Raw genomic sequence first — 19,262 nt, 5'->3', positions numbered from 1 at the left:
CCCGGCATCCCGGAAGGAGTCCCCCATGGCCGACGCCGCCCCGCCCGCGCGCGTCGCGGTGACCGCCCCCGCCGCCGCGCTCGTCCGCGAGCTCACCGCGCAGCACGGGCCGCTCATGTTCCACCAGTCCGGCGGCTGCTGCGACGGCTCCGCGCCCATGTGCTACCCGGTGGGGATGTTCCTCACCGGCCCCGGCGACGTGCTCCTCGGCGCGCTCGACGTCGGGCTCGACGATCCGGTCGAGGTCTTCATGTCGGCCTCGCAGTTCGAGTACTGGAAGTTCACGCACCTGACGATCGATGTCGTGCCTGGTCGCGGCGCCGGGTTCAGCGTCGAAGGTCCGACGGGGATGCGCTTCCTCATCCGGTCGCGGATGCTCGACCCCGCGGAGCTGGCGGGCCTCGGCCTGGCCTGAGGGCCTTCGAATCGCCTGATTGGTCCCATTTCGGCCGGATATGCAGCCAATCAAGCGATCCCGCGGAGCTGGCGGGCCTCAGCCTGGCCTGAGACGCCTCGCCCGCGCGTTCGCCGGGGAGCGATGGGCGCGGTGTTGATCGTCGCCGATGCCCTTCCGTAGGCTCGGGGAGCCTTGCCGCGGAAGGCCGACCACGACGCCGAGTCCGATCCGAGGTGCACATGAGCCCGTCCCGATCTCGGAAGAGACGTCTGCCGATCGTCCTGGCCCCTGCCGTGGTTCTGGCTCTGGCGTTGGGCGGTTGCATGCCTGCCGCCCCGCCGTCTCCGACGCCCGCGCCGACCGATGTCGAGCTCTTCTCGGCAGAGGACGGCGTGCGATCCTCCGTCGATTTCGTCTTCGCGCTCCTCGCCGCCGGGGACGAGGACGGCGCAGCCGAGAACCTCTACCCGGCGGTGGCTTTTGAGCAGCCGCTCGCTCTGCTGCTCACTAGGAGCGGCGTCTACACGCAGGTCGACCGGCCAAAGATCCTCTTCGTCGATGACGTGACGGCGTCGGAGGACGGGAAGAGCGGCACTGCGACCGTCACCTACGAGATGGCGGGCGCCGAGCACACCGACACGGTCGAGCTCCGACGGACCAGCGCGAACGAACGGGGTGCGGACGACTACGCCATCGTGACCTCCGAGGACGACTTCGGGCTGGACGCGAGCGGCGTCGAGCTCCTCCCGGCCGACACGGTGTATCGCATCCACGGCGTGGACGTCAGCGCCGCGTTCCTCGCGGCCCGGTCTCTCGCGGATGGCGATGAGGTGCTGCGGATCCCCGCGTTCGGCGGTACGTATCCGCTGGAGATCACCGTGCCCGGCCCCGACGGATTCACGGAGACGGTGACGCTGCAGACCTCGACCTTCCTCGGCGGCGACGGCACGGACGGTGTCCTGCGGTCATTCGCCGTCGAGCACGGGTACTGAGTTTCGAATCGCCCGACTGGTCCCGTTTCGGCCCGAGGTGCAGACAATTGCGCGATTCGAAGGCGGTCAGCGCGACCGCAAGGCGTCGGCGGCGGCGCCCAGGGCCTCGCCGTTCAGCGAGAAGTAGGCCCATCGGCCCCGCTGCTCGCGAATGACCAGCCCCGCATCGGCGAGCACCTTCATGTGGTGGGAGACAGTGCCCTGGGACAGGCCGACGGGTTCGGTGAGATCGCAGATGCAGGCTTCTCCGCCGTCGCTGCCGGAGATGAGAGACAGCAGCATCACGCGGGTGGGGTCGCCCAGGGCTTTGAAGACGCGAGCGAGGCTCTCGGCGTCTTCTGGGGCCAGCGTCGTGGTGACGCGAGGCGTGCAGCAGACGCTCTGATCGATGGTCGCGGGAAGGGTCACCCTCCCAGTGTGGCACGTATTGACAATCATCGATAGGTGCGCCATGCTCGTCGTATTGATACACATCGATATGAGGAGAGCTTGTGACCGGCCTACCCGTGGTCATCATCGGCGCCGGCCCGCAGGGTCTGGCTGCTGCGGCACACCTGACGGAACGCGGTCTCGATGCGCTCGTGCTGGAACAAGGCGAGCATGCCGGAACCGCTGTCCACGAGTGGGGCCACGTGCGGATGTTCTCCTCCTGGCCGGAGCTCACCGATGCCGCCGCACGCCGCCTTCTCGAACCGACCGGATGGACCGCACCGACCAGCGGCTATCCCCGCGCGGAGGAGTGGCTGCGGGAGTACCTCCTGCCCCTCGCGGATGCCCTGGGGAACAAGGTCCGTGCGGGGATGACGGTGACCGGAGTGTCCCGGCGGGGGCGTGACAAGGTCGTGGACGCCGGGCGGCGGGACCAGCCGTTCGTCGTGCATACGCGCGACAGCGCCGGTGCCGAGGGCATGGTGCTGGCGCGGGCGGTCATCGATGCGAGCGGCACCTGGAGCCTCCCGAACCCCGCGGGGGCCGATGGCTTCCCGGCGCTCGGCGAGACCGCCGCACGCGACCTCATCACGTATCGGATCCCGGATGGCGTCTCCGCCTTCGCCGGCACGCACGTGGTGGTCGTCGGTGCCGGACACTCGGCGACGCACGCCGTGCTCCGCCTCAGCGAACGGGCGCGTCGTGAACCCGGAACCCGCGTGACGTGGCTGCTGCGGCGAGGGAGTGCGGCCAACGTGTTCGGCGGCGGGGCAGCGGACGAACTGCCGGAGCGCGCGGCTCTCGGCACCCGTGCGCGCGCGGTCGTCGACTCGGGGGTCGTCGAGGTGGTCACCGGCTTCCGCGTCGCTGAACTCCGTTCCGACTCGGGCACCCTGTCCGTGATCGCGGAGGATGGCCGGGAGGTGTCCGGCGTCGGCCATGTCTTCGCGCTCACCGGCTTCCGTCCGGACACGAGCATCCTGCGCGAGGTCCGGGTCGACCTCGACCCCTCGTTGGACGCCGTGACGGGCATCGCCTCCGAGATCGACCCGAACATCCACTCGTGCGGTTCGGTGGCGGCGACGGGCGCCCGGCAGCTCGCGCATCCGGAGCCGGGGCTTTTCATCGTCGGCGCGAAGTCCTACGGACGCGCCCCGACGTTCCTGGCCCTGACCGGGTTCGAGCAGGTGCGCAGCGTCGCGGCCCACCTCGCGGGCGATCACGAGGCGGCGGCGCGCAACGAACTCGTGTTGCCGGACACGGGTGTCTGCGGGGGAGCCGGGAGTTTCGATGGCGGAGGCGGCTGTTGTGCGGCGCCCACTACGCTGCAGATCGGGCCCCCGCCCGTCCCCGTCGGCTGAGCATCCTGGAGAGACCATGAACGCACCGCACCGCCCCTCCGTCCTCTTCGTCTGCGTCCACAACGCGGGGCGCTCGCAGATGGCCGCCGGCTTCCTCCGGCACCTCGCCGGCGACCGCATCGAGGTGCGCTCCGCCGGGTCGATGCCTGCTGCCGAGATCAACCCCGTCGCGGTGGCGGCGATGGGGGAGCTCGGCATCGACATCACGGCCGAGGAGCCGAAGGTGCTCACGACCGAGGCCGTGCAGGCGTCCGACGTCGTGATCACGATGGGCTGCGGTGACGCGTGCCCGTTCTTCCCTGGCAAGCGCTACGAGGATTGGGTGCTCGACGACCCCGCCGGTCAGGGGATCGACGCCGTCCGGCCGATCCGCGACGACATCCGCCACCGCATCGAAACCCTCGTGTCCGAGCTGCTCTGACCGGCGCTCAGCCGGCCCCGTCGAGCATCGCCTTCGCGGCACGCGTGCGGGCACGCAGGGCCTCGGCGAGCGCCGCGACCGCGGGGAGCCGCAGCGACTCGGGCCGCGCGACCATGTAGTACGGGAGCTTCTCGGCGAAGACCTCGGGCAGCAGGCGCACAAGATCCGGGTGCCGGTCGGCCGCGAAGCAGGGGAGCAGGCCGATCCCGGCTCCCGCGCGGGTGGCCTCGACGTGCACGAAGACGTTGGTCGAGGTGAGGCCGTCCTGCATGCCGGGAACGAGCCGGCGCGGAAGGTCGAGCGCATCCACCTGAAGCATCGAGTCGACGAAGTACACGAGTCGGTGCTGCTCCACCTCGGCGCGCGATGCCGGGGTGCCGGTCCGGTCGAGGTAGTCCCGCGAGGCGTACATGCCGAGGGTGTACGTGCCGAGCTTCACGGCCTGCGCGCGGCGGGTCTGGGGCGCGCCCACGACCACCTCCAGGTCGAGCCCGGCGCGGTGCTCGGCGGCCCTCCGCGTGGCCGCGACGATCTCGACCGTCAGCCGTGGGTGTGCTCGGCGCAGCTCTGCGATCGCGGGGGCGGCGATGTAGGCGCTGAAACCGTCGGTGGCGGACATGCGCACCACGCCGGCGATCGGATCAGGAGTCTCGCCGGGGGCGGAGTCGAGCTGGGACAGCGCGGCCTCGATGCGTCCACCGGTCTCGGCGGCGGTGCGCCCGAGGTCGGTGAGTTCCCACCCGGACGCGGATTGCGCGACGACCCGTCCGCCGAGTGCGTCCTCCAGGGCGGCGATGCGGCGCGCCACCGTCGTGTGATCGAGACCGAGGTGGGCGGCGGCGCTCGTGTACCGGCCGGTGCGGGCGACCGCGAGCAGCACGAGCAGATCGTCGGCACGAGGCCTCTTCGCCGCATCCATGCTGCAATTATGCACAGCCGCTGCGCGCCACTGGGCATTGCTGCAAGTCCGGCCCGTGCCGACACTGGAACGGATGTGTCACCGTCGACACCGAAGGAGAGAAATGACCGCCCCCACCCGCGCCTCCGGTCACCGCGCCGCCGCCCCGTCCTCCTCGAAGCTCAAGCGCGTCGTCGCCGCCTCCATGGCCGGCACCGTCGTCGAGTGGTACGAGTTCTTCCTCTATGCGACCGCCGCCAGCCTCGTTTTCGGAACCTACTTCTTCCCGGCCACCGGATCGCCGCTCGACGGCATCATCGCCGCTTTCGTGACGTATGCGGTCGGCTTCATCGCGCGGCCGCTCGGCGGCATCGTGTTCGGTCAGATCGGCGACCGTTTCGGCCGCAAGCCCACGCTGCAGGCCACGATCATCATCGTCGGCGCCGCGACCTTCCTCATGGGGTGCCTCCCCGGCTTCCAGAGCATCGGCTACTGGGCGCCCGCGATGCTCGTCGCGCTGCGCTTCATCCAGGGCTTCGCTGTCGGCGGCGAGTGGGGCGGGGCCGTCCTCCTGGTCGCGGAGCAGAGCCCCGACCGGTCGCGCGCGTTCTGGTCGAGCTGGCCGCAGGCCGCGGTTCCCGTCGGCAACCTGCTCGCCACGCTCGTGCTCCTCGTGAGCTCGTGGGCGATGAGCTCGGCGGCGTTCCTCGAGTGGGGCTGGCGCATCGCCTTCTGGCTCTCCGCGGTGATCGTGCTCGTCGGCTACTACATCCGCCGCAACGTCGAGGAGGCTCCGATCTTCCTGGAGGCGAAGGCGCAGGTCGAGGCGGAGAAGGCCACCTCCTACGGCGTCGTCGAGGTGCTGCGCCGGTATCCGATCGGGATCGTGCAGGCGATGGGCCTCCGTTTCGCCGAGAACATCGTCTACTACATCGTCGTCAGCTTCACGATCGTCTACCTGAAGACCGTCCACGAGTACGACACCAGTCAGCTGCTGCTCGCTCTGCTCATCGCGCACGTCGTGCACTTCGCGATCATCCCGCAGGCGGGGCGGCTCGCCGACCGCTGGGGCCGCAAGCCCGTGTACCTGACCGGCGCGATCCTCAGCGCGACCTGGGCCTTCTTCGCCTTCCCGATGTTCGACACCCTGAACCCCGTGCTCATCGTGCTCGCGGTCACCATCGGTCTCTGCTTCCACGCGTTCATGTACGCGCCGCAGCCGGCGGTCATGGCCGAACTGTTCCCGACGCGGATGCGGTACTCCGGCGTCTCGCTGGGGTCGCAGGTCACGGCGATCCTCGCCGGGTCGCTGGCGCCGATCCTCGCGATCCAGTGGCTCCGGGACTTCGGCTCCTGGCTCCCGATCGCGCTCTACATCGTGTTCGCCTGCATCGTCACGGCGATCGCGGTGCTCTCGCTGCGGGAGACGAAGGGCGTGTCCCTGCAGGCCATCGACGACGCGGATGCCGCCCGCACGAACGCCCGCACCGCGGCTGCGAGTGCCGCATGACGGATCTGCACGGACGTCGTGCTCTCGTCACCGGGGGAGCGAGCGGGATCGGTGCCGCCTGCGCGAGAGCCTTCGCGCAGGCGGGCGCCCGCGTGACGATCGCCGACATCGACGGTGACGCGGCCGAAGCCCTCGCCGACGAGATCGGCGGGCAGGCGTGGCAGGTGGACCTCACCGACCGCGATGCACTGGCCGCACTCCGCCTCGACACCGACATCCTCGTCAACAACGCGGGCGTGCAGCACGTCAGCCCGATCGAGGACTTCGACCCGGCCCGCTTCTCGCTCCTGCTGCAGCTGATGCTGGAGGCGCCGTTCCTGCTGACCCGCGCCGTGCTGCCGGGGATGTACGAGCGGGGCTTCGGGCGGATCATCAACATGTCGAGCGTCCACGGTCTCCGCGCCTCGCCGTTCAAGGCGGCCTATGTGGCGGCCAAGCACGGCCTCGAGGGCCTGTCGAAGGTGACGGCGCTGGAGGGTGCCGCGCACGGCGTCACGAGCAACTGCATCAATCCGGGCTACGTGCGGACGCCGCTGGTGGAGCGCCAGATCGCCGACCAAGCGCGGGTGCACGGCATCCCGGAGAACGAGGTCCTGGAGAAGGTGCTCCTCACCGAAGCCGCGATCAAACGCCTCGTGGAGCCGGAGGAGGTCGCCGGCCTTGCCGTCTGGCTCGCCGCCGACGCCGCCGGGATGGTGACCGGCGCGAGCTACACGATGGACGGCGGCTGGTCCGCGCGGTGAGCCGTCATACCGACGGAGAGGCCGCGGCGAGCACAGCGCTCCGCAGCCAGGAGCGATAACGCTCGGGCGACCAGCCGGACTGCACGACGAGCTGCTGGTGGCTCTCCGGCGAGAGCAGGAACGACAGCACGTCGGCGAGAGCATCGCCGTCGCGGCCCGAGTCGACGATGCCCCGGCGCTGAAGTTCCGCCGCGAACCCCCGGTAGTCTGCCGCCCGGTTCGCGAGGATGCGCTGGAGGGTGGCGTCGACGACCGGGTCGGAGAGCGCCGCGCCCAGGAGGACCGTCCAGAGCGCATGCCCCCGCTCGTTCGCGGCGGCGATCTGCGTGATGACCGCATCGAGGAAGACGTCGTCGGGAAGGGTCGTCAGCCCGGAGCCGGCCTCGGTGTCGGCGAGGGTCTCGGCGGCCTCCGAGCCGGAGAAGGTGACCTCGAAGGCGGCGATGAGCAACTCCGCCTTCGCCGCCGTGGTCTTCACCGTCTCCGCGGAGACCCCGGCTTCCTTGGCGATCGCGGAGATCGTCGTCGCCTGGTACCCCTGCGCGGCGAACAGGCGGGCGGCCGCCGCGACGATGCGCGCGCGGGTCTCCTCCGCCTGTCGGGTCCGCAGGGCGGAGCGGTACGGGCGTGCACTCGACGTCATTGACTTTCCTCACAGGGTGATGAATACTTCAACGGTACAACCGACCCTATCGAGAGAGCCGCCATGTCCCGTTACCTCCTCACCTGCACTCCCGCCCACGGGCATGTGCTCCCGCTGTTGCAGGTCGCCAGGCACCTGGTCGCCGATGGGCACGAGGTCCTCTTCCTCACGAGCACCCGCTACGAGGAGCAGGTGACCGCGGCGGGCGCGCGGTTCCGTCCGCTGCCGGCGGAGGCCGACGTCGACCTCGACGACGCGAACAGCGCGTTTCCCGAGCGCGAAGGTCTCACCGGGGTGGCCGCCCTCCGCTTCGACATGAGCACTCTCTTCATCCGCCCGGGCCGGGCTCAGCTCGAGGCGGTGCGCGTCGAGCTGGCGCGGAACCGCGTCGACGTGGTCCTCACCGAACCGCTGTTCGTCGGTGCGGCGCTGCTGCAGCGGCTGCCGAAGGCCGAACGGCCCCCGGTCGTGGTCCTCGGGATCTTCCCGCTCGGCGCCCGCAGCGTCGACACGGCCCCGTTCGGGCTCGGAGTCACGCCGATGCGCGGGCCGTTCGGTCGGGTGCGCAACGCCTTCCTCCGCACCGTGGCGGAGCACGTCATCTTCGGCGGCGTGCAGAAGGAGGCCGACGCCATGGCGCGCGAGGCGGTCGGCCGCGGTCTCGGCGGATTCGTGCTCGACTGGGCGGGCCGCGCCGACGCGTATGTGCAGTTCTCGGTGCCGGCGTTCGAGTACCCGCGCTCCGACCTCCCGGCGTCCGTGCACTTCGCCGGACCCCTGCCCGCGGCGGCGTCGACCGTGCCGCTGCCCGAGTGGTGGTCCGACCTGGACGGACGGCGGCCCGTGATCCATGTCAGTCAGGGCACCATCGCCAACGCCGACTTCGGTCAGCTCGTGCTTCCCACGATCGCCGGGCTTGCCGCGACGGACGCCCTCGTGGTCGTCTCCACCGGCGGCCGTCCTGTCGACGCGCTCCCGGCGGAGCTGCCGGCCAACGTCCGCGTCGCCGAGTATCTGCCCTACGACCGGCTGCTGCCGGAGGTCGACGTGTTCGTCACGAACGGCGGCTTCGGCGGGGTGCAGCAGGCCCTGGCCCAGGGCGTCCCGCTGGTGGTCGCGGGGCAGACGGAGGACAAGGTCGAGGTCTCCGCCCGGGTCGGGTGGACCGGCGCGGGCATCAATCTGCGGACGAACGCGCCGAAGCCGGGACAGGTCGCCGAGGCCGTGCGTCGGGTGTTGGCCGAGCCGACGTTCCGCGACCGCGCTCGGCAGGTCGGAGAGGCGATGCGCGCTGCGGACGCCTGGCAGACGCTCGACGCGGTCCTGGCCGCGGAGACCGCGAGGGGGGCCGCAGCCGACAGCTCGATGCACCGCTGAGCGTCGCGCGGGAAAGTGCATTCCCGCGCATGAACGCAACCGGGTGCAACGTCTGCCGGTATACCATCCCGGTATCGCCACGCAGCGTCAGTCCCCAGCTGACCACGGGCGGGACGGTCGAACCGTCAATGCGGAGGGAACGTCGAATTCCTTTCGATCCCGAGGGGGGATGGGGTGGGCGTCGGTTCCCCAGAACGGCACCCACCCCCACATCGGGTTCGTCGTCAGTTCCAGCGGCTGAGCATCCAGAAGACCGCGAATCCGATCACCACGACGATCGGCACCCAAGTGCCCGTGCGCTTGAGGCGCCGACCCTGCGGCGCGACCCCCGGCGGTGGGGTGATCATCCCGGCCGGCGCAGCGAACGGGAGCGCGTGGCCCCCGGGCGTCGCAGCGGCGGCGAGGCGGTCGTCGCGCCACCGCGCCCACTGGTCGAGCTTGGTCAAGAGCGCCCCCACCGTCCCGAACAGCCACGCCCAGGTCGCCGGGTCGAGCGTGGACGCGCGGCGGGGCGTGTAGAGGAACAGCCAGTCGTCGACGATCTCGACGTCGAGCTGCGCGGCGTTGTCGATGAAGCGCGCCATGATGTCGGGCGTGAAGAGGTAGAGCGCGTCCTGCTCGTAGCCCTCAGGGCAGTACAGGGTGAAGTGCTGGTCGAAGTCGCCCTCGAGCGACAGGCGCTGTGCCCGCTGGAACGAGGCCGGCAGGTTGGAGCCGAAGCCGTTGTTGCCCTTCGCGTCGAGCACGATGTTCGGCAGGGGCACATCCAGCTTCACGGCCACATAGCCCCAGCGATACGTCGTCGAGTTCTTCCCGGACTGCACCGTGTACTGGTAGTTGCCGAACTCCACGAACCGTGGATTCATGCCGCGGACCAAGTCGGTGGCCAGGCGCGAGCGGCCGAGATGGAAGATCATCCCGGGGAGCGGCGGATCGTCCACGCGCGGCTCGTACGTCATGCCGTTGGCCTGGGCGAACCGGTGCAGGCGATACCGGGCGGTGCGCGCGTTGCGGACGCCCATCCAGATGAGTACGCCCACCCCCGCGGCCACCAGCAGGAGGAGCACGAGGGGGATCGCCGCCGCGGCGGGGGAGCCGCTGCCCGCTGCCAGCGCCACCACCACGGACGCGAGGATCGGGAGCAGCACGACCCCGGCGATCGCGACGGCCACGACGGCGATGATCGACGACACCGCCATGCCGGTCGTCCGCCGGGACCGGAGCTCCGCCGTGAAGGCGCGGACGGCGGCCGGGTCGACCGGATCGGTGAGGGGGCGCGCATCGAACGACGCCGACGCCTGCGGAGACGTCATCGGTTGACCTCGTCGGCGTCCCACGTGAGGTCGGCGCCCTCGCGCAAGGCCTTCGCCTCCAGACGTTCGTCCGTGCAGATCGCGCGGATGAGGTCGGGCGAGCCCGCCACGATCGTGGAGTCGTAGTCGATCTCCGACACCATCGCCCAGGCGCGGTCCTGCGGCCAGAGGATGTTCGGGCTCTGGGCGGCGGGCGGGAAGCCGTGTTCCTCGCCGACCCAGTCGCGCCACGGCACGCCGAGCACCCAGTCCGGGTCCCCGAAGACTCTGGCACCCCCGGAGAACAGCACGTAGTCGCGCCCGGGGAGCTGCAGCCGGGGCCCTTCGGAGATCTCGCGCGAGAGGATGCCGTCCTGCCAGGTGGGCTTTCGGAAGACGTTGTTGAAGGGGTCGTGCGTGCTGCGGTCGAGCATCGCCTGATGGTCCGGGTCTTCGCTGAACGTGAGGAAGACACGGGACGGCCCGTCTCCGAAGAAGCCGACCAGACCGCCGAATCCCTCCCAGAGCGCGACGACCCCGTCGTCCGGTGTCGCGGTGTGGGCGGCGAGGTGCCCGGCCAGGACCGTCACGAGGTCGCTGTCGAGCGCGCCCTCCATCGGCGCCGTGAACTCGCGGCCGTCCGGAGCGATGCGGGTCCGCCAGTCGGCGTCGACGGGAGTGCGCACGATCCGGTGCCACTGCGCCTCTGCGTGCATCGTCGTGCCGAAGGCGGCGGCGGTGTCCGCCCAGCTGACGCGCACGTCGGAATCCGCCGCCGTGGGACTCTCCCGCACCGTGGCGGGATGGAAGATCCGGGCGTACGCGGGGAAGCCGCGGGGGACGACCGCGTGCATGCTGCCCAGGCCGTCGTCGAGGGTCTCCCGCAGCCACGCGCCGACGCCGGGGTCTGCGATCCACTCCATGCGACCACGGTACCGGCCGCGTCCGACGACGCGAGCCGCGGCCGTCGATCCCCCATAATCGAGAGGTGACTGCCACCGCCACCCTCCCCTCCCTCGACGGCCGACGCTTCCGTATGGTCTCGTCCACGACCTCCGCCGTCGACCCCGACGCCCCCAGCGTCTTCGAGTACTTCGAACGCGACGGCGCGATCTGGGGCGGCTACGAGGGCGACACGGTCACCTTCGGGAAGTTCGTCGGCACCCGCACCGGCGACACGATCTGGGTCTCGTTCGTCCATGTGCTCAAGGCCGACGGCACCGTGGTCACCGGCGATGGCGAGAGCGAGCTGGAGCTCACCGACGACGGCCGCATCCGCCTGGTGGAGCACTACGAGATGCACGGCCTCCCGCAGCTCAGTGTCGTCGAGGAGATCCCGGCCGCCTGACTCAGCGCGGCGGGAGCGCATCCCGCCCCGGCGAGGCGGGCGTCCATCGCGTCATCCCGAGCGGAACCTCCGTCTGCCGCTCGGGCAGGTCTCCGGGCAGCAGGTAGGGCCGCCGGATCACCTCGTCGAGCACGACGACGCTGACCACCGTCCGCACCTCGGGAAGCTGCGCGATGACTCCCGTCGAGAACTCGTGCACACCGCTCACGTCGACCGCGCGGATGAGCAGCATCGCGTCGTGCTCCCCGGTCGTGATCGCGCACCACTCGACGTCCGGCATCTCGATGATCCGCTCCCGGAACGAGGCCCAGGCCTGCGGCATCACGGTCACGAAGACGAGGGCCCCGATCGACAACCCGGCCTTCGCCTGATCCACGCGGGCGCTGAATCCGGTGATGACGCCGTCGTGCACGAGCGACTCGACCCGCGTGTACGCGCTGGCCCGCGAGATGCCCACCTTCTCGGCCAGCGCGGCGATCGAGACGCGACCGTTATCGCGCAGCACATCGAGGATTCTGTACGCCGTCTCATCCAAAGGGGCGGCACTTCGTCCAGATTGCTTCGACGGATCCGCGTCCTTGCTGGACATATTGCTCCTCACATCCGAGGTTCTCGACAATGCGTGCCTGTGTGACGCGCACTTGCTGGACACATCGTCGCATATGATGCGAATCTGATCCCCGGTCGTCCACATCGGTGGCGACCGGACCCGAATGTACTCCTCGCCCTTGGAGGCCCTGATGTCGTCACGCCGTATCACGCCGGTCATCGCGCTCGGAGCCGTCGCGCTCCTGGCGCTCGCAGGTTGCTCGGGAGGGAACTCGGCGAACACCTCCGAGTCGTCCCAGGGCTCCGACTCCCTCGTCATCGACACCGCGTTCTCGATCGAGACGGCCGACCCGGGTCACACGTACGACCCGACCGGCAACATGATCGCGAAGGCGCTGTACGAGACCCTCGTCGACTTCGAGGGCTCCGACGTCTCCACTCCGGTCCCGGGCCTCGCGTCGTGGGAACAGAACGACGAGGCGACCGAGTTCACGTTCACGCTCGAGGGCGACCGCGTGTTCTCCGACGGCTCGCCCATCGAGGCGAAGGACGTCGTGTTCTCGCTGCAGCGCATCCAGGGCATGGAAGACGCCAAGCCGAACTTCCTGCTCGGCGGCCTCACGATCGAGGAGGTCGACGACAAGACCATCCGGTTCACCTCGGAGGCCCCGCTGCTGCAGCTCCCCGCGATCCTCGCGAACCCGGCGCTCGGCATCGTCAACGCCGACGTCGTCATGGAGAACGGCGGAAGCACCGACGGCTCCGACAGCGCCCAGGGCTTCCTCGACGGCGAGTCCGCCGGATCCGGCCCGTTCGTGCTGGATACGCTCGACCTCAGCTCGCAGGTCGTCCTCACGCGCAACGACGAGTACAACGGCGACGAGGAGTCGGCCTACAGCCGCGTCGTCGTGCGCAACGTCTCGGAGAGCGCGACCCAGCTCGCCAACCTCAAGGGCGGCGACTCGATGGTCGCGATGGACCTCAACGGCGACCAGGTCGCCGGTCTCGGCGACGACATCAGCGTCGACTCGGTCCCGTCCGGCCAGACCATCTTCCTGCTGCTCGACCAGGGCGAAGCCGGCGGTGACCTCGCGAACGTGAAGATCGCGGAGGCCATCCGCTACGCGCTCGACTACGACGCGCTGCTCGAGCTCGCCGGTGCCGGTGCGGTCCAGGCGACCGGCGTCATCCCGCCCGGGTTCGAAGGCGCCCTCGACAGCGGCGTGGAGCAGGACCTCGACAAGGCGAAGGCCGCGCTGGAGGAGGCCGGGTACACCGGTCAGACCGTCACGCTCCAGTTCCCGAACGACTACCCGGTCGGCGGCGTGGAGTTCACCCCGCTCGCGGAGCGCATCCAGGCGCAGCTCGAGGACGCCGGCATCGCCGTCGACCTGGCTCCGGCACCGTTCGCGACCGAGCTCGACGCGTACGTCAACGGCACCGAGGGCTTCGGCCTGTGGTTCTGGGGTCCGGACTACGCCGACTCGGCGAACTTCCTCCCCTTCGCCCCGGGTCTGAAGGTCGGCCTCCGCGCCGGCTGGGCGGCCGAGGCCAACCCGGAGATCGCGGGCATCGCCGCCGGTGCGGCCGTCGCGACCGACGCCGAGCAGCGCACCGAGGCCTTCACCGAGTTCGCCGAGGCCATGCAGGCCGAGGGCCCGTTCGTGCCGCTGATCGTCCCCGGTCGCAACATCTCCTCCGCCTCCAGCGTGTCCGGCGCCGTGTACAACTCCGTGTGGGAGATGGACATCGCCGAGATCCAGCCGGCCGGCTGAGCGGATCGCCATGACGACAGTGGCCGTGCAGAGGCAGGCGCAGCGGCGCCGCTCGCCTCTCGTCGGATACCTGCTGCGGCGGGCCGGGACCTCTCTGCTCCTGTTGGTGGGCGTGACGATCGTCACGTTCGCGCTCACCAACCTGGTGCCGGGAGACCCGGTCTCGGCCGCGCTCGGTGAGGGCGCGTCGCAGAACCCCGCGACGCGCGAGGCGTTCATCAAGGCGAACGGACTCGACCAGCCACTGTTCGTGCAGTACTTCATCTATATGGGGAACCTGCTGCGCGGGGACCTCGGCACGTCGCTGGTGACCGGACGCCCGGTCACCAGCGACCTCGCCACCGCCGTGCCCGCGACGATCGAGATCGCGATCGGCGCGATCATCGTCAGCCTCGCGGTCAGCATCGTGCTGGGCACCCTGGCCGCCTACCGCCGCGGCCTCGTCACCGACCAGGTGATCCGCGTCGTCACGCTCGTCGGGCTCAGCGTCCCGACCTTCTGGCTCGCTCTGGTCAGCTTCTACGTGTTCTTCCTGGAGCTGCGGATCGCCCCGGGTTCCGGACGCATCTCGCCGTCGATCACCCCGCCGCCGCGCGTGACCGGGCTCTACACGGTCGACTACCTGCTCAACGGCGACGCGGTCGGCTTCTTCGACGCCCTCGCGCACCTCGCACTGCCGGTCATGGTGCTCTCGCTCGTGACCATCGGACTGCTCACCCGCTTCATCCGCACATCGGTGCTCGAGGTCCTCGGCAGCGACTACGTGCGCGCGGCCCGTGCCAAGGGCCTGCCGGCGATGCGCGTCATCCTCGACTACGTGCTCCGTGGCGCCTCGCTGCCGATCCTCACCGTGGTGGGTGTCGCGTTCGGGGCCCTGCTCTCCGGAACGGTGCTCGTCGAGTCGGTGTTCGCCTGGCCGGGGCTGGGCACGTACGCCTACAACTCCGCCGCGAACCTCGACCTTCCCGGCATCATGGGCGTCGGTCTCGTGGTCGGCGTCATCTACCTCCTGATCAACTTCATCGTGGACCTGCTCTACGGCGTGCTCGACCCGAGAGTGAGGATCGCATGAGCCGCATCGCCGCAGCGACCCCCGCCGGACGCTCCCGCTTCCGCTGGCCGCGTGCCTGGCGCACCCCGCTCGGCATCATCGGCACCGTCATCGCCGGTGCCTGGATCATCGTCGCCTTCACCGCGCAGTGGTGGGTGCCCTACCCGCCGAACGCGCAGGTGCTGCCGCGCCTGCAGCCGCCGGGCATCGACACGATCCTCGGTACCGACGGCAACGGCCGCGACATCTTCTCCCGGTTGATGACCGGCGCGACGGTGAGTCTGCCGCTCGCGCTCATGCTCGTGATCGCCGCCCTCATCATCGGCACCCTCGTCGGCGCGGTCGCCGGGTACTTCGGGCGCGCCGTCGACGAGACGCTCATGCGCGTCACCGACCTCTTCATGGCCTTCCCGACGGTGATCCTCGCCATGGTGGTCGCGGCCTCGCTCGGCCCCTCGCTGTTCAACGCCGTCATCGCCGCGATCGTGGTCTCGTGGCCGCAGTACGCCCGCGTCACCCGCAGCATCGTGCTCGGTCTCCGCGGGCAGAACTATGTGATCGCCGGCCGCCTGCTCGGCCACTCGCCGCTGCGCACCCTCTTCGTCGACATCCTGCCGAACATCGCCGGCCCGGTCCTCGTGCTCGCGACGCTCGACATCGGCGCGGCGATCCTGCTCCTCTCGGGGCTCTCCTTCCTCGGTCTCGGTGCGCAGCCGCCGACGGCGGAGTGGGGGTCGATGATCTCCGGTGCGATGCAGAACTTCGACGCCTGGTGGCTCGGAGTCTTCCCGGGACTCGCGATCCTCACCGTGGTGCTCGCGTTCAACTTCCTCGGCGACGCGATGCGCGACGTGCTCGACCCGACCGCCGAGATCACACACGAGAAGCAGGCGGAGCACACCGCCTCCGCGACGGGGGTGCCCGCATGACCGCGCAGAGCACGGCGACGCTGAGCATCCGCGACCTCACGATCGACATCGGCCGTCCGCTGGTGAAGGGCGTGTCCCTGGAGCTCGAACCCGGGCGCATCCACGGCCTCGCGGGGGAGTCGGGCTCCGGCAAGACGCTCACCTCCCTGGCGGTGCTCGGCCTCCTGCCGCGACAGGCGAAGACCGGCGGCTCGATCCTGCTCGCGGGGGAGGAGCTCGTCGGTCGCAACCGCCGGGGGCTCAACCGCGTCCGCGGGAAGCGCATCGCGATGGTCTTCCAGGACCCGTCGGCCTCGCTGCATCCGCAGCTGCCGGTCGGCCGCCAGCTCACCGATCACATGCGCGTGCACCTCGGGCTCAAGGGCGCCGCCGCGCGCGAGCGCGCGGTGGAGCTGCTCCAGACCGTGCAGGTGCCGAACCCGGCCGAGGTCCTGAAGCGGTATCCCCATCAGTTCTCCGGCGGACAGCGGCAGCGCATCGCGATCGCGTGCGCCCTCGCGTGCGACCCGGAGGTGCTGCTCGCGGACGAGCCGACGACCGCCCTCGACGTGACGGTGCAGGCCGGCATCCTGAAGCTCCTGCGCGACCTCGCGACCGAGCGGAACCTCGCCGTGCTGCTCGTGACCCACGACCTGGGCGTGATGAGCGCGATCGCCGACACGGTCGCCGTCATGAAGGACGGCCGCATCGTCGAGCTCGCCGATCGGGAGACGCTGTTCCGCGCCCCGCAGCACGAGTACACCCGCATGCTGCTCGCGGCCCTGCCGGGGTCGCGCATGGACGAGAGCCCCGAGGAGGCCGCGGATGAGTGAGGTCAGCGTCCTCGACGCCCGCGACGTGGTGGTGCGGTACCCGGGCACCCCGCCCGTGATCGCGGTCAACGGCGTCTCGCTGAGTGTCGCGGCGGGGGAGACGGTCGCCCTCGTGGGCGAGTCCGGCAGCGGCAAGTCGAGCCTGGCCCGCGCCGTCGTCGGCATCGAGAAGACCGCCGCCGGGACCGTGTCGTTCCGCGGCGCCCCCGTCGCGCCGCTGGGGATCCGCCGTCGTGAGACGGCGCTCACCGGCATCCAGATGGTCTTCCAGGACCCGGCGACCTCGCTGAACCCGCGCCGGCGGATCGGCGACCAGATCTCCGACGGCATCGCGACCGCCCGTGCGCGCGGTGCCGCCGGTTCCACCGTGGAGGAGTGGCTGGAGCGGGTGGGACTGCCCGCCCAGGTGCGCACCCGCTTCCCGCATCAGTTCTCCGGCGGACAGAAGCAGCGCATCGCGATCGCCCGAGCGCTCGCCGCGCGGCCCTCGCTGCTCGTGGCCGACGAACCCATCTCCGCCCTCGACGCGTCCACCCAGACGAGTGTCGCGGGACTGATGCGCGATCTCGTGGCCGAGTCCGGCGCGGGGATGCTCTTCATCTCCCACGACCTCGCCGTCGTGCGCCGCATCGCCGACCGCACGTTCGTGATGTTCGGCGGGAGGGTGCTCGAATCCGGGCCGACCGATGAGCTGTGGGCGGCGCCGCGGCACCCCTACACGCAGGCGCTGCTCGCCGCGATCCCGGAGCCCGACGGGATGGGCCGCATCCCCGATGCGCCCTCCGCCGACGACCGCGCGGTCTGGGCCGAGGTTCCTCCCGTCGCCTACTGACGCCGGATACGGCGAAGGGCCGGAGCGTGCGCTCCGGCCCTTCCGTGTGTCTCGTCCGATCAGAGCGGCGCGACGATGTCCTGCTTCACGTCCCACTCCGTGATCTCGAGCGCGACGTCGACCGACTGGCCCTCGATGGTCGCCGAGCTGGTGGAGGCGAGGTTGACGTAGTCCTCGGTGACCTCGAACACGACCTCGACCGGCGTGCCCGCCTGCTCGACGGTGCCGCTCAGGAGGTAGACCTTCTGGCCGAGGCGCTCGCCGGTGCCGGTCACGGTGAACTCGCCCGTGATGGTCTTCGCCGTCGCGGCCGGGTCCATCGCGGTGACGTCCTTCGCGGTGGCGCTGAGCCCCGCGATGATCGGGTCGCTCGACGACGGGTCGGCGGCCTGCCAGTCGCTCGACGGCGACTTCACCCAGACCTCGTCGCCGATCGCGACGACCGAGCCCATCGGCGAGAGCGACTCCAGTGCCTTCTCGGACGGGTTGAAGCGCGTGGTGGACTCCATGCCCATCACGACGGTCTTGGCGGCATAGCCGGCGGTGTCGGTCATGGCCTCGGCGATGCAGGCGCCGAGGGCGGAGCCGTCGACGGTGGCACCGTCGGCGAGTTCGGGGCAGTCGCTGGACGGCGCTTGGGCCTCCTGCGATGCGGCAGCGCTCGGCTTCGGCTCTGCCGGCTTGTCCGACGCTCCCGCCGAGCATCCGGTGAGCATGACGGCGGCGGCGAGCACGACGCCGACCCCCCACTTGTTGACGCGCATGGCGCCCCCCTCCAGGTCCGTGCCGATGACCGTCACCAGGCACGCCCTCCAGCATGCCAAGGACCGGGCGGATCCGCGGGAGGCAGCTCCGAGGAAACTCCGCTAGACTGTTGAGGTTGTCTGCCTTCCGGCGTCCACTCGGTCGCTTGAGGTGGGCACGTGCACACACCCTCCTGCTCCCGGGAAAGTCCCGAGAGCCGTTCTAGTCCGAAGGAGGTGGGTAAGTGACGCACCAGTACGAACTCATGGTCATTCTGACCCCCGAGATCGACGAGCGCCAGGTCGCCCCGACGCTCGACAAGTTCCTGAAGGTCATCACCAACGATGGTGGCTCTATCGAGAACGTCGACATCTGGGGCAAGCGCCGTCTCGCCTACGAGATCCAGAAGAAGACCGAGGGCATCTACGCCGTCGTCAACTTCACCGCGACCAGCGCCGCCACGCAGGAGCTCGACCGTCAGCTCAAGCTGAACGAGCAGATCATGCGCACCAAGGTGCTCCGCGCCGAAGAGGCTCAGGCGATGATCGCTTCCGAGGCCAAGCGCTCCGAAGAGAAGGCTGCCCGCAAGGCCGCCAAGGCTGCGAAGGCCTAAGTCTCATGGCCGGCGAAACCGTCATCACCGTGGTGGGCAACCTCACCGCCGACCCCGAGCTGCGCTACACGCAGAACGGGCTGCCGGTGGCGAACTTCACCATCGCATCGACGCCTCGCAACTTCGACCGTGCCGCGAACGAGTGGAAGGACGGCGAAGCGCTGTTCCTCCGCGCCTCGGTGTGGCGTGAGTTCGCCGAGCACGTGGCGGGCTCGCTCACCAAGGGCATGCGCGTGATCGCGCAGGGTCGTCTGCGCCAGCGTTCCTACCAGGACCGCGAGGGCAACCAGCGCACCGCGATCGAGCTGGAGGTCGACGAGATCGGCCCCTCGCTCCGGTACGCGACCGCGCAGGTCACCCGTGCGGCCTCGGGCGGTGGCGGCGGAGGACAGTCCCGTCCCGCGCAGCAGCAGGTGTCGGAGGAGCCGTGGTCCACGCCCGGCTCGTCGACCAGCGCCGACGCTTGGAGCACTCCGGGCAGCTTCGGCGACGACACCCCCTTCTGAAAACACTTCTTCACGGGTGGGTCCCTGAGCTTGTCGAAGG

The 19,262-nt window shown here is 70.2% G+C and carries 22 protein-coding genes; 15 read left to right on the top strand and 7 right to left on the bottom strand.

Annotated elements, in window-relative coordinates:
• The first annotated feature begins 25 nt into the window (after positions 1–25).
• Together CJ226_RS04345 and CJ226_RS04340 are read left to right on the top strand one after the other, a co-directional pair.
• Positions 26–415 (top strand): DUF779 domain-containing protein, encoded by a 390-nt coding sequence (locus tag CJ226_RS04345; protein WP_062637763.1) that lies wholly within the window; start codon positions 26–28, stop codon positions 413–415.
• 305 nt (positions 416–720) lie between these two features.
• Positions 721–1,389: a hypothetical protein gene (locus CJ226_RS04340; RefSeq protein WP_102208439.1), complete on the top strand. Its 669-nt coding sequence runs from the start codon at positions 721–723 to the stop codon at positions 1,387–1,389.
• Between the two features lie 66 nt (positions 1,390–1,455).
• Here CJ226_RS04340 and CJ226_RS04335 read toward each other — a convergent pair whose 3' ends face one another.
• Entirely contained in the window at positions 1,456–1,797 is a 342-nt protein-coding gene (locus tag CJ226_RS04335; RefSeq protein ID WP_231868297.1) for a helix-turn-helix transcriptional regulator, read from the bottom strand.
• Between the two features lie 83 nt (positions 1,798–1,880).
• Here CJ226_RS04335 and CJ226_RS04330 point away from each other — a divergent pair, with 83 nt between their 5' ends.
• Positions 1,881–3,179 (top strand): FAD-dependent oxidoreductase, encoded by a 1,299-nt coding sequence (locus tag CJ226_RS04330; protein WP_102208438.1) that lies wholly within the window; start codon positions 1,881–1,883, stop codon positions 3,177–3,179.
• A 16-nt stretch (positions 3,180–3,195) separates the two neighbouring features.
• Entirely contained in the window at positions 3,196–3,600 is a 405-nt protein-coding gene (locus CJ226_RS04325; RefSeq protein ID WP_102208437.1) for an arsenate reductase ArsC, read from the top strand.
• Positions 3,601–3,607: 7 nt separating this feature from the next.
• Here the strand turns inward: CJ226_RS04325 and CJ226_RS04320 are convergent, their stop codons facing one another.
• Positions 3,608–4,519 carry a LysR family transcriptional regulator gene (locus CJ226_RS04320; RefSeq protein ID WP_060922063.1) on the bottom strand — a complete coding sequence of 304 codons (912 nt, stop codon included), beginning with the start codon at positions 4,517–4,519 and terminating at the stop codon, positions 3,608–3,610.
• 103 nt (positions 4,520–4,622) lie between these two features.
• On the opposite strand from CJ226_RS04320, the gene CJ226_RS04315 reads away from it, so the two are divergent.
• Both CJ226_RS04315 and CJ226_RS04310 read left to right on the top strand, forming a co-directional pair.
• Entirely contained in the window at positions 4,623–6,008 is a 1,386-nt protein-coding gene (locus tag CJ226_RS04315; protein WP_102208436.1) for an MFS transporter, read from the top strand.
• A complete protein-coding gene (locus CJ226_RS04310; protein WP_062637774.1) occupies positions 6,005–6,751 on the top strand; it encodes a 3-hydroxybutyrate dehydrogenase in 747 nt (248 codons plus the stop codon). The genes CJ226_RS04315 and CJ226_RS04310 overlap by 4 nt, the downstream gene beginning before the upstream one ends.
• A gap of 4 nt (positions 6,752–6,755) precedes the next feature.
• On the opposite strand, the gene CJ226_RS04305 is transcribed toward CJ226_RS04310, so the two are convergent.
• The gene (locus CJ226_RS04305; protein WP_102208435.1) at positions 6,756–7,394 is read right to left on the bottom strand and encodes a TetR/AcrR family transcriptional regulator; all 639 of its coding nucleotides are present in this window, start codon (positions 7,392–7,394) and stop codon (positions 6,756–6,758) included.
• 63 nt (positions 7,395–7,457) lie between these two features.
• Here CJ226_RS04305 and CJ226_RS04300 point away from each other — a divergent pair, with 63 nt between their 5' ends.
• Positions 7,458–8,771 carry a glycosyltransferase gene (locus CJ226_RS04300; RefSeq protein WP_102208434.1) on the top strand — a complete coding sequence of 438 codons (1,314 nt, stop codon included), beginning with the start codon at positions 7,458–7,460 and terminating at the stop codon, positions 8,769–8,771.
• Between the two features lie 224 nt (positions 8,772–8,995).
• Here CJ226_RS04300 and CJ226_RS04295 read toward each other — a convergent pair whose 3' ends face one another.
• Positions 8,996–10,084 (bottom strand): hypothetical protein, encoded by a 1,089-nt coding sequence (locus CJ226_RS04295; RefSeq protein WP_102208433.1) that lies wholly within the window; start codon positions 10,082–10,084, stop codon positions 8,996–8,998.
• Complete coding sequence (locus CJ226_RS04290) at positions 10,081–10,986, bottom strand: hypothetical protein (protein WP_102208432.1); 906 nt, start codon at positions 10,984–10,986, stop codon at positions 10,081–10,083. The genes CJ226_RS04295 and CJ226_RS04290 overlap by 4 nt, the downstream gene beginning before the upstream one ends.
• 65 nt (positions 10,987–11,051) lie before the next feature.
• Here CJ226_RS04290 and CJ226_RS04285 point away from each other — a divergent pair, with 65 nt between their 5' ends.
• Positions 11,052–11,411: a hypothetical protein gene (locus tag CJ226_RS04285; protein ID WP_231729533.1), complete on the top strand. Its 360-nt coding sequence runs from the start codon at positions 11,052–11,054 to the stop codon at positions 11,409–11,411.
• Between the two features lies 1 nt (position 11,412).
• Here the strand turns inward: CJ226_RS04285 and CJ226_RS04280 are convergent, their stop codons facing one another.
• Entirely contained in the window at positions 11,413–12,000 is a 588-nt protein-coding gene (locus CJ226_RS04280) for an Lrp/AsnC family transcriptional regulator (RefSeq protein ID WP_234024180.1), read from the bottom strand.
• Positions 12,001–12,151: 151 nt separating this feature from the next.
• Between CJ226_RS04280 and CJ226_RS04275 the strand changes: the two genes are divergently transcribed.
• Genes CJ226_RS04275 through CJ226_RS04255 form a run of 5 tightly spaced genes read left to right on the top strand, consistent with a single transcriptional unit; the run spans position 12,152 to position 17,359 of the window.
• Positions 12,152–13,735 carry an ABC transporter substrate-binding protein gene (locus CJ226_RS04275; protein WP_102208431.1) on the top strand — a complete coding sequence of 528 codons (1,584 nt, stop codon included), beginning with the start codon at positions 12,152–12,154 and terminating at the stop codon, positions 13,733–13,735.
• Between the two features lie 10 nt (positions 13,736–13,745).
• On the top strand, positions 13,746–14,807 hold the full coding sequence (locus CJ226_RS04270; RefSeq protein ID WP_058631931.1) for an ABC transporter permease: 1,062 nt from the start codon (positions 13,746–13,748) through the stop codon (positions 14,805–14,807).
• On the top strand, positions 14,804–15,715 hold the full coding sequence (locus CJ226_RS04265) for an ABC transporter permease (protein WP_062637785.1): 912 nt from the start codon (positions 14,804–14,806) through the stop codon (positions 15,713–15,715). The genes CJ226_RS04270 and CJ226_RS04265 overlap by 4 nt, the downstream gene beginning before the upstream one ends.
• The gene (locus CJ226_RS04260) at positions 15,712–16,527 is read left to right on the top strand and encodes an ABC transporter ATP-binding protein (protein ID WP_102208430.1); all 816 of its coding nucleotides are present in this window, start codon (positions 15,712–15,714) and stop codon (positions 16,525–16,527) included. Before CJ226_RS04265 ends, CJ226_RS04260 begins: the two co-directional genes overlap by 4 nt.
• Complete coding sequence (locus tag CJ226_RS04255) at positions 16,520–17,359, top strand: ABC transporter ATP-binding protein (RefSeq protein WP_062637788.1); 840 nt, start codon at positions 16,520–16,522, stop codon at positions 17,357–17,359. Before CJ226_RS04260 ends, CJ226_RS04255 begins: the two co-directional genes overlap by 8 nt.
• 59 nt (positions 17,360–17,418) lie before the next feature.
• Here CJ226_RS04255 and CJ226_RS04250 read toward each other — a convergent pair whose 3' ends face one another.
• Positions 17,419–18,123 carry a hypothetical protein gene (locus tag CJ226_RS04250; RefSeq protein WP_102208745.1) on the bottom strand — a complete coding sequence of 235 codons (705 nt, stop codon included), beginning with the start codon at positions 18,121–18,123 and terminating at the stop codon, positions 17,419–17,421.
• A gap of 224 nt (positions 18,124–18,347) precedes the next feature.
• Here CJ226_RS04250 and rpsF point away from each other — a divergent pair, with 224 nt between their 5' ends.
• On the top strand, positions 18,348–18,716 hold the full coding sequence (gene rpsF / locus CJ226_RS04245; RefSeq protein WP_021201450.1) for a 30S ribosomal protein S6: 369 nt from the start codon (positions 18,348–18,350) through the stop codon (positions 18,714–18,716).
• Positions 18,717–18,721: 5 nt separating this feature from the next.
• Positions 18,722–19,222, top strand: coding sequence for a single-stranded DNA-binding protein (locus CJ226_RS04240; protein ID WP_062637790.1), 501 nt, complete (start codon positions 18,722–18,724; stop codon positions 19,220–19,222).
• The last annotated feature ends 40 nt before the right edge of the window (positions 19,223–19,262 follow it).

This window comes from Microbacterium sp. UMB0228, from assembly GCF_002871415.1.
Lineage (GTDB): Bacteria > Actinomycetota > Actinomycetes > Actinomycetales > Microbacteriaceae > Microbacterium.
The sequence above is the reverse complement of the archived record's forward strand: the minus strand, read 5'-3'. Positions and strand labels throughout refer to the sequence as shown.

What these genes read in the sequence shown, in the direction of transcription:
- CJ226_RS04345 (WP_062637763.1), top strand. Translation starts at nt 26, where the DNA reads ATGGCCGACGCCGCCCCGCCCGCGCGCGTCGCGGTGACCGCCCCCGCC.
- CJ226_RS04340 (WP_102208439.1), top strand. Translation starts at nt 721, where the DNA reads ATGCCTGCCGCCCCGCCGTCTCCGACGCCCGCGCCGACCGATGTCGAG.
- CJ226_RS04325 (WP_102208437.1), top strand. Translation starts at nt 3,196, where the DNA reads ATGAACGCACCGCACCGCCCCTCCGTCCTCTTCGTCTGCGTCCACAAC.
- CJ226_RS04320 (WP_060922063.1), bottom strand. Translation starts at nt 4,519, where the DNA reads ATGGATGCGGCGAAGAGGCCTCGTGCCGACGATCTGCTCGTGCTGCTC.
- CJ226_RS04315 (WP_102208436.1), top strand. Translation starts at nt 4,623, where the DNA reads ATGACCGCCCCCACCCGCGCCTCCGGTCACCGCGCCGCCGCCCCGTCC.
- CJ226_RS04310 (WP_062637774.1), top strand. Translation starts at nt 6,005, where the DNA reads ATGACGGATCTGCACGGACGTCGTGCTCTCGTCACCGGGGGAGCGAGC.
- CJ226_RS04305 (WP_102208435.1), bottom strand. Translation starts at nt 7,394, where the DNA reads ATGACGTCGAGTGCACGCCCGTACCGCTCCGCCCTGCGGACCCGACAG.
- CJ226_RS04300 (WP_102208434.1), top strand. Translation starts at nt 7,458, where the DNA reads ATGTCCCGTTACCTCCTCACCTGCACTCCCGCCCACGGGCATGTGCTC.
- CJ226_RS04295 (WP_102208433.1), bottom strand. Translation starts at nt 10,084, where the DNA reads ATGACGTCTCCGCAGGCGTCGGCGTCGTTCGATGCGCGCCCCCTCACC.
- CJ226_RS04290 (WP_102208432.1), bottom strand. Translation starts at nt 10,986, where the DNA reads ATGGAGTGGATCGCAGACCCCGGCGTCGGCGCGTGGCTGCGGGAGACC.
- CJ226_RS04280 (WP_234024180.1), bottom strand. Translation starts at nt 12,000, where the DNA reads ATGTCCAGCAAGGACGCGGATCCGTCGAAGCAATCTGGACGAAGTGCC.
- CJ226_RS04275 (WP_102208431.1), top strand. Translation starts at nt 12,152, where the DNA reads ATGTCGTCACGCCGTATCACGCCGGTCATCGCGCTCGGAGCCGTCGCG.
- CJ226_RS04270 (WP_058631931.1), top strand. Translation starts at nt 13,746, where the DNA reads ATGACGACAGTGGCCGTGCAGAGGCAGGCGCAGCGGCGCCGCTCGCCT.
- CJ226_RS04265 (WP_062637785.1), top strand. Translation starts at nt 14,804, where the DNA reads ATGAGCCGCATCGCCGCAGCGACCCCCGCCGGACGCTCCCGCTTCCGC.
- CJ226_RS04260 (WP_102208430.1), top strand. Translation starts at nt 15,712, where the DNA reads ATGACCGCGCAGAGCACGGCGACGCTGAGCATCCGCGACCTCACGATC.
- CJ226_RS04255 (WP_062637788.1), top strand. Translation starts at nt 16,520, where the DNA reads ATGAGTGAGGTCAGCGTCCTCGACGCCCGCGACGTGGTGGTGCGGTAC.
- CJ226_RS04250 (WP_102208745.1), bottom strand. Translation starts at nt 18,123, where the DNA reads ATGCGCGTCAACAAGTGGGGGGTCGGCGTCGTGCTCGCCGCCGCCGTC.
- CJ226_RS04240 (WP_062637790.1), top strand. Translation starts at nt 18,722, where the DNA reads ATGGCCGGCGAAACCGTCATCACCGTGGTGGGCAACCTCACCGCCGAC.